The organism is Puniceibacterium sediminis (genome assembly GCF_900188035.1).
In the GTDB taxonomy this organism is placed as follows: domain Bacteria; phylum Pseudomonadota; class Alphaproteobacteria; order Rhodobacterales; family Rhodobacteraceae; genus Puniceibacterium; species Puniceibacterium sediminis.
Genome location: NZ_FZNN01000005.1, coordinates 86,076 through 101,630 on the forward strand (window position 1 = coordinate 86,076; position 15,555 = coordinate 101,630).

The following is a 15,555-nucleotide window of genomic DNA, read 5'->3' on the forward strand; positions in this document are numbered from 1 at the left end:
TCATGGATTTCATTTTTCTTGTTTTCAACAGCTTCACCCTCCTGCTGGATCCGTTCAATCTGACCTACGTGATCCTGGGCTTCGTGATCGGCACCGTTTTTGCAGCCATTCCCGGTCTGACTGCGACGCTGGCGATGGCCTTGCTGCTGCCGGTGACCTACACACTCAGCGTTGAAACCGCGCTTATGGCCTGTGCCAGCATCTACATGGCCGGCATGTGCGGCGGGAGCATCACGGCAATCACGATCAACATTCCGGGTGCGCCATCCTCGATGATGACCGCGCTGGACGGGTATCCCATGCAACAACAGGGCAAAGGCGCCCTTGCGTTGGGCCACGCGGCCCTCGGCTCGATGATCGGCGGTGCTGTCGGGGCTTTGCTCCTTATTGCGGTCGCGCCTTTCGTGGCCGAAGTCTCCTTGCTCGTCAAAACGACCGGCAAATTCTCTCTGCTTGCATTTGCCATCATCGTTGTCGTGATCGCACAGCGCGGACAAATAGCGCAGGCCGGTCTGGCCGCCTGTATCGGGCTCATGCTTGCGACCGTAGGCCTGGACGCAATGGAACCGATCACCCGCTTCACCTACGGCTATTCCAACCTCACGGCAGGTATCGACCTGATGCCCGTCATCATCGGCACCTTCGCCATCGCCGAAGTCCTGACACAGGCCGTGGCATCCAATGATATCAGCGCCTTTGCCGCGGCCGCCGACAAGGTCAAGATCAGACGCCGCGATTTTCTGCCGCCGCTTTCCGACATCCGCAAAATTGGCTTTGGCTGTTATATCAAGTCCTGCCTAATCGGGTATTTCGTGGGGACACTGCCGGGCGCCGGAGGATCAATGGGCTCTTTCCTCGCCTATACCGAGGCTGTCCGCACCTCGTCCGAGCCGGAAACCTTCGGCAAAGGAAACCCGAAAGGTATTGCTGCGTCCGAAAGTGCCAACAATGCTGTCTGTGGCGGAGCCATGGTGCCGATGCTGACCTTCGGCATCCCGGGCGATCCGATCACGGCGATCATGCTCGGCGTGCTGGTCATCAACGGTATCCAGCCCGGGCCGCAACTGATGACCGCCCAGGCCCCCTTGATCGCGCCGATGCTGGCAACTCTCCTGTTTAGCGCGGTGGTGCTCATTCCCTTGACGCTCTACCTGCTCGGACCTTACTTCATCAAGATCGTATCAGTTCGCAAGGATGTCCTCTACGCGGTCATCGCTCTTCTGGCTGTGGTAGGAAGCTACGTTGCAACCTATTCCACCTTCCAGATGTTCATGGCTCTGGGCATGGGTGTTCTGGCCTTCTATCTGCGGCGCAACGGGTTCCCGGTAATCACGATGCTGCTCGGCTATATCCTGGGCCCCAACCTGGAGGAATTCCTGCGGCGTTCACTGGCCCTGTCCAACGGGGATCCGACGACCTTCGTCACCAATCCGGACAGCTTGTTCTTTGTTCTGCTTACTCTGGTCTTTGTCTACTTCCTCGTAATCAGGAAGCCGACCAAGAACCCGACGGTCTCCACGGGCATGTGATAAGCTTCCGTTCCAAGGCCGGGTGGCGACAACAAACTGAATATGCGTTTGTATAGAAACTCCATTACCCCGCGGGCCGCTATGTATCAGGAAGTAGGCGTGCCTCCCCAAAGCCAAAAGCGGCTTGATGGCACAAGGCGAAACAACGCAGGCCATATCTTCCGGTGACCACCGGCCCGGCATACGCCTCCGAAGGTCCGGCAGTTCGCGACTGCCATGGATCATGTGTATCAACGGTCGGTCCCAAAAACGCGCCACCGTCAGGCTTTTAACTAAGCCAATTTGCAGACTATTAAGGACAAAAGTTGCACGGCCAGTGTACACTCCAGTCCAATCCAAAACAAAGGAGACCACGTTGTCAGAAACCCGTCGCCCCTCGTTGGCCGATCAAGTTTACGATCAACTGATGGCGAAAATTCTGGAAGAGGAGTATTCAGTTGACAGCCGGTTACCCCCCGAAGAGGTCCTGGCCCAGAGTTTCGGCGTATCCCGCCCGATTGTGCGCGCAGCGCTTTCGCGGCTACGTGATGACGGAATCGTCCAGTCACGCCGTGGCTCCGGCAGCTATGTCCTACGCCGTCCCGACCGGCAACTGATCAGTTTCGTACCACTGGACTCGGTGTCCGAGGTCCAACGGTGTTACGAATTCCGCATCGATGTGGAAGGTGCGGCAGCTGCATGGGCAGCCAGGCGAAGAGAAGACGAGGATCTGGCCGCCATGGATCACGCCTATCAGGTGATGGAGCAAGCCTACGAACAAAACGCTCTGGGTGTCGAAGCAGATCTGATGCTTCACCTCGCGGTGGCGCGCGCCTCGAGAAACTCATTCTTTGCTTCAGTTCTCGAATCTCTTGGAGAACAAATTGCCTTTGGCGTAAAGCTCTCGCGATCCCTGACACTTTTGGATACGCCGGTTCGCCAGGAACTCGTGCTGGCTGAACATAGAGCCGTGCTGGACGCGATCCGCCTCAAGCAACCGGAGGTCGCGCAGGCTACGATGCGTCATCATATCACTGCCGCTAAGGACCGTATGTTCGTTGGTACACAGGAATCGTAAAAAGTACGGTAAGAGCGCGCCCGACCTGCCTTTGAATAGCGGACTTTCCCCAAATTCGCACGACAGCATTCCATTTTCGCGCGCGGCCGTTTCAGGCTATAATGGATCTTGGTGCAATGCGCATGCATCTTTGTTTCTTATGTCGCTTTAATTTACCGGTACTTAGGTTCAGCATCACCTCTGATCATCCGGGCTGTTTTGATGAACGTGTAGGCGATGGCCGCAGCGTCGCCTGCCCCTTCCGAGCCCATGAAGAGGTAGTTTTTCCTGCCGGGAATCAGGGGGGTCAGGTTCAAGAGATTGCACAGTCCAGCGGTACAAGTGCGCCGCGCTGTCCCACGACCTGCGCGGCGACTCGACTTCCCTGCTGCACGGCCTGATCAGCCGGTTCTCCCGAGAGCAGACCAGCCAGCACGCCGGCGTTGAAGCTGTCGCCCGCTGATGTGGTGTCCACAACCGTCCTGACGGGATGGGGCAGAAAAGTGCCAGTCGTGTCTTCGTGGCGAAAAAGAACGGCACCCGGGCCATTCTTGACGATCACGGTTCTGGTGTTTCCTTGCAGGTAGCGCGCAAGCGTCGCCTCCGGATTGGCATCACCAAAGTGTTCGGCTTCGTCCTCGAACGAGGGCAGGACAATATCGCTGACCGCCGCAGTTTGCGTCACAACCCGGCACATGGTTTGGGCATCCTCCCAGAGTTGCGACCGCAGGTTAGGGTCAAAGGCGATCAGACTGCCCGCCGCCCGCGTCCGAACCAGTTCGCCAAGTAGCGTCTCGCGCCCGAAATCGTCCAGAATGGCCATGGTGATGCCCGACACATAGACCAGCGCCGCGCCCTTCATCGCCTGTGCCAACACATCCGGATCCTGTGCGAGGCGGCGCGCGGCGGATTGGCTGCGCCAGTAGGAAAAGCTGCGTTCGCCGTTCTGCAGCGCAATGAGGTATAGCCCGACCGTTCGCTCTGGATCACGCAGAACATGGCGCGTGTCTATCCCGGCGCCCTGCATCTTTGCCAGCATAGCGTCCGATACCGCGTCCCGCCCCACCGCTGTCATGTAGCGGACAGCCCAGCCAGGCTGAAGTTGGCGCAGATACCACGCTGTGTTGAAGGTATCACCGGCAAAGCCGAGCCGAAAATTGTCCGGGTCCGCGCCGGGTGCAAGTTCGACCATACATTCACCGATGGACACCAGACAACGATGCGCAGGCGAAGAAGAGAAACGTTTTGGATACATCAATCGAAGTAGCCTTTTGAAATTTTGGGGATACTATTGATCATGGGGGCGGTCGGGTGCGACACGATCAAGAGGACGTGACGCACCATCGGGCCGGATAAAACGAGGAATTGATCGCCATGAACACTTTCCCTGTAGTTTCGACCGGAGAAGACGTGACACGACAGGTCCTGTCCGATCATCCGGACCTCATGGTTGTGGCCTTCCGGTTCGGCAAGACCGGCGCAGAAGGTGCGCTGCACGATCACCCGCATGTGCAGTCGACCTATGTCGAAAGTGGCCGCTACCGGTTCACGGTGGGCGACCGGGAATTTGAGGTCTCGAAAGGGGACAGCTTTGTCGTTCCGTCGGGCGCGCGGCATGGCTGTGTCTGCATCGAACCGGGTTGCCTTGTTGATTGCTTTACGCCACGCCGGGACGACTTCCTTTAGTTGAACGCTCCGGCGCACGACGGACGGGCGCCGGAGCTTGCCGGATCAGCTGAACAGCATCCCGCCGTTGATGTCGAAATTGGCCCCGGTGACAAAGGACGACTGATCGCTCGCCAGGAAATAGACCATGTTCGCTATATCGGCCGGAACGCCCTGGCGTTTCACGGGGGTTGCTGCCTCGACGTTCTTGCGTACCTCGGGCTTGGTAAAGACATTGTGGAAATCGGTGTCGATCATGCCCGGGCACAGGGCGTTGACGCGGATGTCCGGCCCCAACTCCTTGGCCAAACCACGCGTCAGGGTCATCACCGCGCCCTTGGATGCGGCATAGGCCCCGGCTCCGGGTCCGCCACCGTCACGGCCAGCCTGGCTGGCAAGGTTGACGATCGTGCCCGACTTCATGTGTTCAAGCACGGCTTTGGTCATCATGAAGACGCTGGTCAGGTTCAGGTCCATCACGGCCAGCCAATGGTCTACAGACATCTCGCGGATCGACTTGCGCGCGATCAGCCCGCCTGAGTTGTTCACCAGAATGTCGATGCTGCCGAACGCCTTTACCGTTGCCGCGACAAGCGTCGCAACGCCGTCGGCCTTGCTGAGGTCCGCCTGCACTGCGATGGCCTTGCCCCCTGCCCCGGTGATTTCTGCAACCGTCGCGTGGGCACCGTCTGCGCTCGCGAAATAGCTGATGGCGACGTTTGCACCTTCTGCCGCCAGCCGGACGGCGCAAGCGCGCCCAATGTCACGTCCGCCACCGGTCACAATTGCTGTCTTGCCTTGAAGTGTCATCTGTCTTCCTTCCGTTTATTCTGATTGTTCGTTGTCAGGTTGTCGGTGTAGTGCCCACGTCGAACGTCTTTGGCACGACGACCTTGAAGCTGTTGTTGTCGGCATCCGTGAAATAGAGGTCGCAGTCGTAGCCCTGATCATCGAGAAAGCTGAACACCCGCCGGGGTGCCGCCAGCGGATAAGGCACGATCAGTGTGGCGATGCGCTGGCGTGTCGATTTAGGGAAACGTACGGTCAGGCAGGTGCTGACCGGCAGGCCCTTGATCTCGGACGGGTCGACGTCCGGAAACCCGGTGTCCTGCGACAGCGTGGCCGCCCCGGCCTCGGACCACAGGACCTGACCGTAAAAACCCGCCTTTGCGCCGGTATAGCGGAAGGTGCTATCGCCCAGCGCCATTGGCGCATTGGCGTGCAGCCGCCAGTCGATGCTGACCGGCGTTTCCGCATCAATGGCGTCGACGATCACGAAATACTCGCGATTGACGAAGTAGATGTCGCGCAGGACGCTTGTCACCTCGGGCGACATTGTCTGGTAGGCCGCCGTCGCATCGCCCTGCATGAAGATGTGATCGCCACGGTCTTCGGCCACCAAAAGACGCCCCGTCGAGCGCATCGCCTGCGCCTTGTCCTTGCCCGCATACTGGCCCTTGCCGTTGATGAGGATGGCGTTCTTGGACAGGGTCTGCCGCCGCCAGTTCTGATGCATGGTGCTGTTAAAGGCGACGTAGTGACCCGACTGGATCGCCAGATCCTCGCCAAAGGCAGACAGACAGAATGCGTTCTGGTCGCCATGGCTGTGACTGATCGCCCCGAAGGGCGAGGATTTCATCACGAACTGGATGTGGTTTTCCGGGTCCTGCATCCGGTGTTGAATCCCGACCCAACCGATCCCCTTGAACCAGCGCATCGCGTCATCGTCGGATGGTGGCACGGCCTCTACAATCGGGAAATCGGTCCGGTAGAGCATTTCATCAAAGCGGAAATCCCACCAGCCCCAGTTGTAGAACGCCATTTCGGTGCCCGGGTTGGTGCGTTTGATTTCGTCGTAATACCACTGATAGGCGCCGTTACCGGTCACGCCTGCATACTGACGCAGGTTATAGCCAATCTTGATCGCAGGCAGATCGCCCATGGTGCTGTCGTCACCGAATGTGGCACGGCGGGTGTCGGGCGCCTTGGTATACAGCGGAAAATCCCCGGTCTTCTGAAAGAACGGTCTCTGGTACAGGTCGATGCCCGACCAGCCCTTTAGCAGGTTGGCGGCGTCGATCAGATACGCCATGCCGGTCATCCAGTAATGCGGACCCTCGGCCCAACCACCGTCGTGATCGCCCCAGGGCGAATAGACGGTGAACAGGAATTCAACGGAATAGTGCAGCCAGCCTTCGGCCTCTGGTTCGTCGTCCAGAAGGGCAATGGCGGCGGGGATCAGCACCGCAGACACGGCGCGCACGGCGTGGCTGTCGAACGGGAACAACTGGATGTTGGCGTGCTTGATCAGATGATCGGCCGTCTGGCGGGTCCGCTCCAACAGGGCCTTGCGCACCAGTGCACGCTCGTCCTCGTCCAACTGGTCGTGCAGCCAGTCATAGCCCCAGGCCAGCGCGAGGTTCACCCGGAAGGCCCATTCGTCGGTATAGGCACGCGACGTGGTTCCAGCGGGGTTCCAGCGTGCCGCGCTCAGCAGCCACTCCTTGGCCCGGGCCAGCATGGCCGCGTCCCGCGTGACCTGCCCGCCCACCGCCAGATGGCGGATCGCATAAAGCAGCTCCTGACAGTCGATATAGGTCTGCCGCCAGATATGCGCGACGCGCTTGTGATCCGGGTATCCTGCGGGTTCGGGGATGATGTCACGCTCCATCCACGGCAGGACGGACCCGGCATGGAAGGTGGACCATGTGCAATGCTCGGGGTCCTCTGCCACATCCTTACGGAACTGGGTCAGACGCTCGGGGCTCAGCCACAGACGCGGATGCGCGCGTGTCGCCCTGTCGAAACGGCTGGCACGCGGGGCCAGCGGGGTGTCTGGCAGGCCGTCGGGCAGATGAAAGCGACGGTCCGTGCTCCAGCGGGTCAACGGTTTACCGGCAGCATCGCACTGGGCATAAGACCAGTGATAATCCCCTGCAGGCAGCGCAGCGTCCGGCGTGAAAAAGTTCAGCGGGATGCCCGTGAACACATATGTCGCGGCCTTGGGATAACGCGCGTCGGTCGAGACGCGAAGGGTATAGACTGCCTCGTCCTCGATCACCGGAATCCAGGAAAACCGGGGCGGATTTTCGGCCAGCACGGTCTCCGCGGTCGGGCCGTACTGGATTGTCAGGCGACCGGCTCTGGGTTCATCAAGCGTGGGAAGGGTCGGGCGTATTCGGGTGTCCGTGGACATGGCATGGCATCCTTGCTGGCGGGAACGGGCAAAGGGGAGGGACACGGCGGCACAACGCCGCGTCCCTCGACCAGGGTCGGTCGGGAGAAGGCCGACCCTAGTTGTACTGACGTTGATAGGCTGCGTTCATCACTTCGATGACCTGCTGGTAGCCCATCTTGTCGAGCGTCTGGATATAGCTGTCCCAGTCCGCCTTCACGTCGCCGGACCCAAGGATCCAGGCCTGCTGACGCTCCAGCATGTAGGTGCGCAGGGACGGCCAGAATTTGTCATAGACCTTTTGTTCGTCCTGGTCGAAGGCAACGCCCAGGAACTGATCGATCAGCAGGTCGTTCGCGTCATAAAGCGCGATGCCTTCGCGCGCCGCCTCGGAGGTCCACTGATCCTCGTAACGGTAATCCTGCCAGAACCCGCGCTGGATCTGTGCGCCTACCAGATACATCTGACTGTTGACCGGGCTGTCGCTGTTCAGCACCTCGGGTTTGTAGATCGGCTGACCGTCCACCATGTCCCAGGTTTCGCCTTCGACACCAAAGTTTGACAGAAGACGACCTTCGTCAGTGAACCAGAAATCGAAATACTTGATCGTCTCGACCGGGTGCTCGTTCATGTAGGAAATCGCCCAGCCATCCGGCTTGATTGGGATGCGGCGATGTTCTTCCATGCGCACGCCACCCGCAGACTCCGGCGGCAGAAACGGTATGAGGTTGAAGCCTTCGATCTTGTCCTTGAGCGCGTCGTTGTACCCCGAGGTCGAAGCGAACCAGTCATGAGTCACACCACCCAGGTTTTCAGACAGCAGATAATCGCGCGACGACGATCCGCGGGTAAAGATTTCCGGGTCGATCAGACCTTCCTTGTACCACTGCGCCACATTGGCCAGCGCGCCCCGATAGGCGGGCTGTGCGTAGGGATGCACCACCTTACCCTCATCGTTCACGTAGAAGTCGTGATAGGTGTCCGACCCCGAGGAACGTGCATCCCACAGCGTCAGAAGGCGGTTCACCTCTTCCCACTGGCGCGAGAAGTAGGGAATTTCATCCTTCAGCCCGTTGCCGTTCGGATCGTCGTTGCGGAACGCGGTCAGGACGGCGTGCAGCTCTTCTACGTTCTGCGGCTGTTCCAGCCCCAGTTTGTCGAGCCAGTCCTGACGCACATACCACGCCCGACCGTATTTGCCGTCTGGCAGATAGGGGATGTAGTAATAGTTGCCATCGTAGGAGGAAATCGCCTCCATCAGGCCAGGGTGACTGTCCCAAAAGGCCTGGATGTGCGGCGCATGTTCTTTGACCAGATCGTTCAACGGTAGAAAGGCGCCTTCGGGTCCGTACTGGTTCACCGGCTGCTGGATCAGGTGACCGCCAACGATGTCGGGCATGTTTCCTTGGGCGATCAGCAGGTTCATCGCCTCGTTGCTGTCGGTGCTGTTGCGCCCCGCCGTTGCATCCTTGAGGCAGATGTTCGTCAGCTCACAGGCCTTTTTCTCGACCGTGTAGCTTTCGTCATAACCCTGGGCGCGGGGCCAGTGCATGTGGATCGTCAGTTCCATCGGCTTGTCGACGACCTGAAGATGGCTATCGGCGAAGGCGGGCGCGGTCAGCGCCGAAGTCGCCAGAAAAGCCGAGGCGAGAGTGAATGTACGCATGGTTTCCTCCCTATTGCGCAAGATGGTCATTCCTTGACTCCACCGAGCAACATGCCCTTGTTGAAGTACTTCTGCAGGAACGGGTAAATCAGCAGGATCGGGATGATCGAGCAGACGATGATCGCGGCACTCACCGTCTCGAACGAATAGACCGAGGTGAGCAGAGTGTTGGCAAAGGTCTCGTCATCGGACAGTTCGACGATGACGTGGCGCAGATAAACCTGCAGCGGGATCTTGTCCTCGTCCTGAAGCAGCACCATCGCCCAGAAGAATCCGTTCCAGCGCGACACGATGCAAAACAGCGCCACGGTCGCGATGGCCGGTTTCGACAGCGGCATGTAGACCTTCCAAAGCACCTGGAATTCGTTGGCGCCATCCATCCGCGCAGCCTCTTCAAAGCTCTGCGGGATGCCTTCAAAGAAGTTGCGCAGCAGGATGATGTTGAAGCCGTTGACCGCGAAACCGATGATGATGCCGAAATAGCTGTCGAGCAGCCCCAGATCCCGCATGTTCAGAAAGAACGGGATCATCCCGGCGTGAAACCACATGGTGAAGGCCACCATCAGGTTCCAGAATCTGCGCCCGTACAGTTGCGAACGCGACAGGGCATAGGCACCGGGGATGATGAACGCGAGGCTCATCAGCGTGCCGAAGATCGTGTAGATAAAGGTGTTCTTGTACGAGATCCAGAACATCGGCTCGGACAGAACCTGCTTGTAAGCCTCAAGCGTGAAGCCCACGGGCGTCAGGATCACATTGCCAGCGCGAGCTTCGAAACCGGTGCTCATCGACAGCGACGCAATGTAGATGAAGGGATACAGCGCCGAGAGTGTGAACATCCCGATCAGCACCATGTTCAGGATCACAAAGGCCTTGTCGCCGCGTGAATAGAGATTCATGTTCAGCATGGTCCTGTCCTCCTCACCACAGCGATGTGCGTGAATAGCGCTTGGAAATCGTGTTCGCGCTCATCACCAGAACAAAGGCGACAACGGCGTTGAACAGACCCGCGGCGGCGGCAAGATCGTATTGACCGCCCTGGATGCCCTGCCGGTAGATGAAGGTGTTGACCACATCCGCCGTCTCATAGGTCGCAGGCTGGTAGAGCAGGATGATCATCTCGAAACTGACTTCGAGCATGTTGCCGATACGAATGATCAGCATGATGATGATCGTCGGCAGGATCGACGGCACGGTGATTTTCCACACCATCTGCCATCGCGATGCCCCGTCCACGACCGCGCTTTCGTATAGCGTGGGCGAGATACCGGCGATTGCGGCGAGGTAGACGATGGATTGGAAGCCGGCCTCTTGCCAGATCGTGGTGCCGACAAAGATCGGCCTGAACCATTCGGCCTTGGTCAGGAAATACACCGGATCGACCCCGAACCATCCCATGATCGTGTTGACGATGCCCGCAGATGGCGAAAAGGCCGTGATGACAATACCGGCGATGATCACGGAACTGATGAAGTGCGGCAGGTAAACGATGGTCTGCGCCGTCTTCTTAAAGGTCTGGTGCAGCACTTCGTTGAACATGAGCGCCAGCAGAATCGGCATGGGAAAGCCGAAAACCAGGCTCAGCATGCTAATGTAGATCGTGTTGCGTAGCGCCCGCAGGAACTGATCGTTGCCGAACAACGTATAGAAATGTTCCAGCCCGACCCAGGGACTGCCCGCGACACCGCGGAACACGCTGAAATCCTTGAACGCGATCTGCAGCCCGTACATCGGCTTGTACAGGAACACGAGCAGCCAGATGATGGTGGGTAGCAGCAGCACATAAAGCTGCCATTCGCGGCGCAGGTGGTCGCCGACACGCTGAACCCGGCCGGGGCGGCGAATTCGCAGGGCCTCTTTGGCCTCAGCGACCAGTTCTTCGGTCGACCCTCCGGTCGTGTTGTTTGGATCCATCATGCGACACGCGTCTGGCCAGAAAGGGCCGCCCCTGTCTTGGCGTCGAACACCTTGATCAAATGCGGTTCGACGGTAAATCCGCTGACCGCGTTGAGACGCTCCATGTTGCCCAGAGTCTCTGTCCGGATCACGAAGGGATCCCCGGCGATCATGGTGTGCAGCAGCGCCTCGGACCCCAGGGTTTCCACCAGATCCAGATCGCAGGCCACGCTGTTTGACTGAGGCTCGGTCACTATGGTTGCGTATTCAGGTCGGACGCCGACGATAACTTCGCGCCCCACGGCATTCTGCAGGCCCGGTAGCGGTGCCAGCTCCAGCGATTGCCCGTCAAACTGCGCCACGGGGGCCCTGTCACCTGCGGCGATCACGGCCTTAATCTGGTTCATCGGAGGTGCGCCCAGGAAACCCGCTACAAAGGCATTGGCGGGATTCAGGAACAGCTCCATCGGGGTGCCGATCTGTTCGATCCGTCCGTCGTGCATAACGACAATACGGTCGGCCAGTGTCATCGCTTCGACCTGATCGTGGGTTACATAGATGCTGGTCGCGCCCAACCGTTTATGAAGGCGCTTGATCTCGGCGCGCATCTGGGTGCGCAGTTTGGCGTCAAGGTTCGATAGCGGTTCGTCAAACAGGAACACCTTGGGGCGGCGCACAATGGCGCGGCCCATGGCGACGCGCTGGCGCTGACCACCCGACAGGTCCGCCGGGCGCCGTTCAAGGTAAGGCGTGAGGCCAAGGATACCGCCAACTTCCTCAACCGAGGATGCGATGACCTCTTTGCTTTCCTTGCGGATGCGCAGGCCGAATGCGATGTTTTCCGCGACGTTCAAATGCGGATACAGCGCGTAGTTCTGGAACACCATCGCCACATCGCGATCCTTTGGCGCGACCCGGTTCATCACACGGTCTTCGATGGTCAGCGTCCCGTCCGAGATTTCTTCGAGCCCCGCGATCATCCGCAGCGTCGTGGATTTTCCGCAGCCGGATGGCCCAACAAGAACGACGAATTCCTTGTCCGCGATTTCAAGGTCAATGCCATGGACAACCTGTAGCGCCCCGTAGGCCTTGACGATTCCGTCCAGTCGAACACCCGACATGGCGCCTCTCCCTAAAAATGGCCGCGTCAGCCTGCGTGGTAATCCCTGGTCGCTCTGCAACCTGTGGGATGGCAGGCCGGAACGCGATTCGCTCCTCCAGCATGACTTGTATACTAGTTTACAATCTTGGCTACTAGTATTATATTTAAACGCGAGAGACTCAAAATCCCCATCCCCAGAGGAGAGATGATGCGCATCGTTGAAATTAGGGTCACGCCGATCGCCGTGCCGGATGTGCCGCTTGCCAATACAAAAGGCGTTCACCAGCCCGTCTTTCTGCGCTCGGTGATCGAGGTGGAAACCGACTGTGGCCGGGTCGGTCTGGGCGAAACCTATGGTGCCGCGCGCACGCTTGCCGGGCTAAGATCGGTAGCGCCGATGCTGGAAGGGTTGGACCCATGGAACCTGAACGATCTGCGCCAAAGGACAGAGACCGCATTGCCTGATGCGGGCGGCGTAAACGCCCCGACGGCGTTGGCCGATCACAAACTGGTAGATGTCGTCTATAGCGCATTCGAGATTGCCTGCCTTGACCTTGCAGGCCAACAGGCCGGACGCCCGGTGCATAAACTGCTGGGGGGCGCGGTACGCGACACTGTATCCTTTGGGGGCTATCTGTTCTTCAAATTCGCAAAGCAGGATCTGACCTTTGGCCCCGATATTCTTGGCGAAGTGATGACCCCGGACGCGCTGGTCGATCAGGCACGCTGGATGGTCGGCGAATATGGATTCCGCTCGCTCAAGCTCAAGGGCGGGGTGTTGGAACCGGACCTGGAAATCGAAACCCTGCTCAAGCTGCGCGAGGCCTTTCCGCATCATCCGCTGCGCATCGACCCAATGGGGGCATGGACCGTGCCGACAGCCCTGCGTGTCATCAAAGCGCTGGGTGGCGTAGAAGGCGGTGTACTGGAATACCTCGAAGACCCCTGCCGCGGCATGGACGCCATGGCCGAGCTTTCGGTCCAGACAGATATGCCGCTGGCCACCAACCTCGTGGTGGTGGAATTTGAGCAAGTGTTCGAGGCTGTTCGCAAGAATGCCGTGCAAATCGTTCTGTCCGACCCGCATTACTGGCGTGGCGCGACCGGCTCGATTCACTTGGGCCAGATGTGCCGCGCAGCCGGGCTCGGCGTGTCGATGCATTCAAATTCGCACCTCGGCATTTCACTGGCTGCGATGCTTCATGTCGCTGCCTCGACCCCGAATCTTACCTATGACTGCGACACGCATTATCCGTGGTCGTCGCATGATATCGTCAAGGGTGGGCGACGGCCCTTTGCGGATGGCACATGGCCGGTCCCGACCACGCCCGGCCTTGGCGTGGAATTGGACAGGGACGCACTGGCCGACCTGCACGATCTTTACAGCCGCACCATGGTGCGCGACCGGGACGACACAGACGAAATGCTAAAATACGTGCCGGATTACGTTCGCAAGGTTCCACGATGGTAATCTGTACGCACATCAACATATCGGATTGCTGGATAGTGGCGGCACGATTGGCTAAGACAATCCAGCATTGGAGAGTGACATATGGCGGATACGACACAGACTTGGGACCGGCGGACCGGCGTGGATCTCGTTGCCAATCATCTATATGATGAAATCACATCGCTGCGCCTGCTGCCCGGGACGAAGATTTCCGAAACGGATATCGCGGCCCGATTTGGCGTCTCACGCCAGCCTGTTCGGGATGCGTTTGTGCGGCTCGCCAATCTGGATCTGCTGCTGATCCGCCCCCAAAAGGCGACTGAGGTTAGGCGGTTTTCTGTCCGCGCCATCGAAAAAGCCCGGTTCGTGCGCGCCTCGGTCGAATCCGAAGTGTTGCGGCGCGCGGCGCGACTCTGCGACAAAGACGGCGCGAAACTGCTTGAGGACAGCCTGCAACGTCAGCGAAACCTGCTGGCGGATCAGGACTATGCTGCGTTCGGCACGCTGGATTACGAATTTCACAAACTGCTGTGCGACATCGCCGACGTCGAATATGCTTTTGATGTGATTTCCGCAGAAAAGGCCAAGGTCGACAGGCTTTGCATGCTAGGCCTGTCGAAAGAGGATCGTATGCCCCAGCTCATTGAAGATCATGAACAGATTGCCGCGATGGTCATCGCAGGCAAACCCGAAGAGGCTGTGGAAGCGGGCATGCTGCACCTCTCTCGTCTCGACTCCACCATTGAATCGATCAAAACCCGCAACGCCGCTTATTTCGAAACAGACGACGACTGAAATCCCACCACCGGGCATTTCCAGAACTGTTGATCGGTTCATAGACTGCGCGCAATGCATTGCGCCGCAGCTAGGTCCCCTGTGCGACAGCCAATTTCCCACTCGATACGCGACCTGAAGCAAAAACTCTAAACAGCTGAACAATTTTCTTCCAAAAAATTCTTATACTAGTATACAAGATTCATGACGCGAGGCGACTCCCGGGTCGCAAGCGTTACAAAAAGAGGGATTAGGGAGGAAACCATGACCTTTTGTCTGCCACTGAAATGCATCGCCACAGCTGTCACTATCAGCACGGCGCTGACGGCTTTTGCCGGTGTCGCATCGGCCACCGAACTGCGCGGCTGGAACATCCACGTCGACGATTACCCCGTCTCCATCGCGATGGAGAGTTTTGCCGCCGAAGTCGCGGAAAAAACCGGCGGTGAGGTCACCGCAAAGATCTATCACAACGGCGTTCTGGGCGATCAGCCGGATGCAATCGAGCAGATCCGCCTGGGCGTGATCGATTTCGGTGAATTCAGCCTTGGACCCATGGGCCAGTCGGTTCCCGAAGCCAACGTCGTGTCCCTGCCCTTCATCTTTCCGAGCATCCCCAAGATGTACGAACTAATGGACGGCGCGGTGGGCGACGCAATCGGCGAAGGTCTCAAGGCCAAGGGCATCGTGCCGCTGGGCTGGTATGACGCCGGCGCACGATCATTCTACAATTCGGTTCACCCAATCAATACCCCCACCGATGTCGAGGGCCTGAAAATCCGCGTCATGTCCAACGATCTGTTCGTCAAGATGGTCGAATCCATGGATGGCAACGCTACACCGATGGCTTTTGGCGAAGTCTATCAGTCGATCAAGACCGGTGTCGTGGACGGAGCCGAAAACAACCCGCCGTCCTATGAATCCACCAATCACTTTGAAGTGGCCAAGTACTACTCGATGACCGAGCATCTCATCATCCCCGAGTGCCTGTGCATGAGCCTCAAGTCTTGGGAAAAGCTGACAGCCGAGCAGCAGTCCGTCGTGATGGAGGCAGGCCGCACCAGTGCCAACCTTCAGCGCGAACTCTGGGCCAAGCGTGAGGCCGCCAGCCTGGAAAAGGTCAAGGCAGGCGGAACCGAGGTGAACATGATCGCCGACAAGGCGCCGTTCCAGACGGCAATGGCCCCGGTCTACGATTCGTTTCTCGCGGCCAATCCGGGCCTGACCGATCTGGTCAACATGATCCGCGACGCGAAATAATC

At 58.8% G+C, this 15,555-nt stretch carries 13 protein-coding genes; 6 read left to right on the forward strand and 7 right to left on the reverse strand.

What is annotated here, in order from left to right:
* Window positions 1-2 precede the first annotated feature (2 nt).
* Together CHB75_RS07425 and CHB75_RS07430 are read left to right on the forward strand one after the other, a co-directional pair.
* Window positions 3-1,529 (forward strand): tripartite tricarboxylate transporter permease, encoded by a 1,527-nt coding sequence (locus CHB75_RS07425; protein ID WP_089269905.1) that lies wholly within the window; start codon window positions 3-5, stop codon window positions 1,527-1,529.
* A 355-nt stretch (window positions 1,530-1,884) separates the two neighbouring features.
* Window positions 1,885-2,586, forward strand: a complete 702-nt coding sequence (locus CHB75_RS07430; protein WP_089269906.1) for a FadR/GntR family transcriptional regulator — start codon at window positions 1,885-1,887, stop codon at window positions 2,584-2,586.
* A gap of 292 nt (window positions 2,587-2,878) precedes the next feature.
* Here the strand turns inward: CHB75_RS07430 and CHB75_RS07435 are convergent, their stop codons facing one another.
* Window positions 2,879-3,820 carry a sugar kinase gene (locus CHB75_RS07435; protein WP_089269907.1) on the reverse strand — a complete coding sequence of 314 codons (942 nt, stop codon included), beginning with the start codon at window positions 3,818-3,820 and terminating at the stop codon, window positions 2,879-2,881.
* Window positions 3,821-3,939: 119 nt separating this feature from the next.
* Here CHB75_RS07435 and CHB75_RS07440 point away from each other — a divergent pair, with 119 nt between their 5' ends.
* A complete protein-coding gene (locus CHB75_RS07440; RefSeq protein WP_089269908.1) occupies window positions 3,940-4,251 on the forward strand; it encodes a cupin domain-containing protein in 312 nt (103 codons plus the stop codon).
* 45 nt (window positions 4,252-4,296) lie between these two features.
* Here the strand turns inward: CHB75_RS07440 and CHB75_RS07445 are convergent, their stop codons facing one another.
* The 6 genes from CHB75_RS07445 to CHB75_RS07470 all read right to left on the reverse strand — a co-directional run bounded on the left by CHB75_RS07445 (window position 4,297) and on the right by CHB75_RS07470 (window position 12,088).
* Window positions 4,297-5,040 (reverse strand): SDR family NAD(P)-dependent oxidoreductase, encoded by a 744-nt coding sequence (locus CHB75_RS07445; protein ID WP_089269909.1) that lies wholly within the window; start codon window positions 5,038-5,040, stop codon window positions 4,297-4,299.
* A gap of 34 nt (window positions 5,041-5,074) precedes the next feature.
* The gene (locus tag CHB75_RS07450; RefSeq protein WP_089269910.1) at window positions 5,075-7,426 is read right to left on the reverse strand and encodes a DUF4962 domain-containing protein; all 2,352 of its coding nucleotides are present in this window, start codon (window positions 7,424-7,426) and stop codon (window positions 5,075-5,077) included.
* A 97-nt stretch (window positions 7,427-7,523) separates the two neighbouring features.
* A complete protein-coding gene (locus tag CHB75_RS07455) occupies window positions 7,524-9,071 on the reverse strand; it encodes a type 2 periplasmic-binding domain-containing protein (protein WP_089270027.1) in 1,548 nt (515 codons plus the stop codon).
* Window positions 9,072-9,097: 26 nt separating this feature from the next.
* A complete protein-coding gene (locus CHB75_RS07460; RefSeq protein ID WP_089269911.1) occupies window positions 9,098-9,979 on the reverse strand; it encodes a carbohydrate ABC transporter permease in 882 nt (293 codons plus the stop codon).
* A 13-nt stretch (window positions 9,980-9,992) separates the two neighbouring features.
* The gene (locus CHB75_RS07465; protein ID WP_217898765.1) at window positions 9,993-10,988 is read right to left on the reverse strand and encodes an ABC transporter permease; all 996 of its coding nucleotides are present in this window, start codon (window positions 10,986-10,988) and stop codon (window positions 9,993-9,995) included.
* Window positions 10,985-12,088 (reverse strand): ABC transporter ATP-binding protein, encoded by a 1,104-nt coding sequence (locus CHB75_RS07470; protein WP_089269913.1) that lies wholly within the window; start codon window positions 12,086-12,088, stop codon window positions 10,985-10,987. The genes CHB75_RS07465 and CHB75_RS07470 overlap by 4 nt, the downstream gene beginning before the upstream one ends.
* A gap of 189 nt (window positions 12,089-12,277) precedes the next feature.
* Between CHB75_RS07470 and CHB75_RS07475 the strand changes: the two genes are divergently transcribed.
* From CHB75_RS07475 to CHB75_RS07485, 3 genes are all read left to right on the forward strand, one after another.
* Window positions 12,278-13,540 (forward strand): enolase C-terminal domain-like protein, encoded by a 1,263-nt coding sequence (locus tag CHB75_RS07475; RefSeq protein ID WP_089269914.1) that lies wholly within the window; start codon window positions 12,278-12,280, stop codon window positions 13,538-13,540.
* A gap of 81 nt (window positions 13,541-13,621) precedes the next feature.
* On the forward strand, window positions 13,622-14,314 hold the full coding sequence (locus CHB75_RS07480) for a GntR family transcriptional regulator (RefSeq protein ID WP_089269915.1): 693 nt from the start codon (window positions 13,622-13,624) through the stop codon (window positions 14,312-14,314).
* Window positions 14,315-14,557: 243 nt separating this feature from the next.
* Entirely contained in the window at window positions 14,558-15,553 is a 996-nt protein-coding gene (locus tag CHB75_RS07485) for a TRAP transporter substrate-binding protein (RefSeq protein ID WP_089269916.1), read from the forward strand.
* Window positions 15,554-15,555 lie beyond the last annotated feature (2 nt).

Coding starts and splice junctions, on each gene's coding strand:
- CHB75_RS07425 (WP_089269905.1), top strand. CDS start 3: ATGGATTTCATTTTTCTTGTTTTCAACAGCTTCACCCTCCTGCTGGAT.
- CHB75_RS07435 (WP_089269907.1), bottom strand. CDS start 3,820: ATGTATCCAAAACGTTTCTCTTCTTCGCCTGCGCATCGTTGTCTGGTG.
- CHB75_RS07440 (WP_089269908.1), top strand. CDS start 3,940: ATGAACACTTTCCCTGTAGTTTCGACCGGAGAAGACGTGACACGACAG.
- CHB75_RS07445 (WP_089269909.1), bottom strand. CDS start 5,040: ATGACACTTCAAGGCAAGACAGCAATTGTGACCGGTGGCGGACGTGAC.
- CHB75_RS07450 (WP_089269910.1), bottom strand. CDS start 7,426: ATGTCCACGGACACCCGAATACGCCCGACCCTTCCCACGCTTGATGAA.
- CHB75_RS07455 (WP_089270027.1), bottom strand. CDS start 9,071: ATGCGTACATTCACTCTCGCCTCGGCTTTTCTGGCGACTTCGGCGCTG.
- CHB75_RS07460 (WP_089269911.1), bottom strand. CDS start 9,979: ATGCTGAACATGAATCTCTATTCACGCGGCGACAAGGCCTTTGTGATC.
- CHB75_RS07465 (WP_217898765.1), bottom strand. CDS start 10,988: ATGATGGATCCAAACAACACGACCGGAGGGTCGACCGAAGAACTGGTC.
- CHB75_RS07470 (WP_089269913.1), bottom strand. CDS start 12,088: ATGTCGGGTGTTCGACTGGACGGAATCGTCAAGGCCTACGGGGCGCTA.
- CHB75_RS07475 (WP_089269914.1), top strand. CDS start 12,278: ATGCGCATCGTTGAAATTAGGGTCACGCCGATCGCCGTGCCGGATGTG.
- CHB75_RS07480 (WP_089269915.1), top strand. CDS start 13,622: ATGGCGGATACGACACAGACTTGGGACCGGCGGACCGGCGTGGATCTC.
- CHB75_RS07485 (WP_089269916.1), top strand. CDS start 14,558: ATGACCTTTTGTCTGCCACTGAAATGCATCGCCACAGCTGTCACTATC.